The sequence below is a fragment of the Bacteroides rodentium JCM 16496 genome, assembly GCF_000614125.1.
Taxonomy (GTDB): domain Bacteria; phylum Bacteroidota; class Bacteroidia; order Bacteroidales; family Bacteroidaceae; genus Bacteroides; species Bacteroides rodentium.
This window is the reverse complement of record NZ_BAKJ01000147.1, coordinates 1-679: the sequence shown is the minus strand read 5'-3', so window position 1 is coordinate 679 and position 679 is coordinate 1. Positions and strand designations below refer to the sequence as shown.

1 protein-coding gene is annotated in these 679 nt (G+C 47.1%); it reads left to right on the top strand.

Annotated elements, in window-relative coordinates:
• Positions 1 to 679, top strand: a 679-nt coding sequence (locus JCM16496_RS21170; RefSeq protein ID WP_025836443.1) for a BF3164 family lipoprotein, incomplete at both ends; no start/stop codon positions are given.

The window sequence follows — 679 nt, the reverse complement described above, 5'->3', positions numbered from 1 at the left end:
CAGACTATTTCTGCCATGCTTTCAGTTATCCGGATTTTCACTACATATCCTCTTTCGGCAAGCGGGGAGAATCTCCTGATGAGCAGGTTTCTGTCGAAAATATCCGGTGGTATGGGGAATCTTTGTGGACTCTCGATGCCAACAAGTCTGAATTAACTCGGTTTGGTTGTGGTTTATCCGGTGATTCACTGTTTCGTCAAGAAGCAGTGAACCTGGATAAAGATATTCTCCGTGCTTTGGACTTTGTGATGGTGGATGATTCTACCTTTATCATTCCGGACTATTCGGGAAACAGCCGTCTTTGCCGGGTGAATGGGCAAGGCAGGCTATTGCATAAAATGGGTACAATTCCTTCTTCCAATGAGGATGCCTTGAAGCACGCCCGTCCAGCATTGGCGCAGGCATGGCGTAGTTTTATCGATTACAATCCACATAATGGTGTGTTGGCAGCTGTCACCCAATTGGGTGAAGTGCTCGAAGTCTATAACTTGAAAGACAGTACCCATGTAGTGCGTATCGGTCCGCACGGCGAGCCGAAGTTCAAATTGTCAGAAGGCTATGGCATTCCTACGGGTATCATGGGATTCAGCGATGTGCAAGTAGCGGACAGTGCCATTTATGCGGTCTTTCATGGTCGCTCTTTTAAAGAAATAGCACGGAATGCACAGAAAGGCATCCA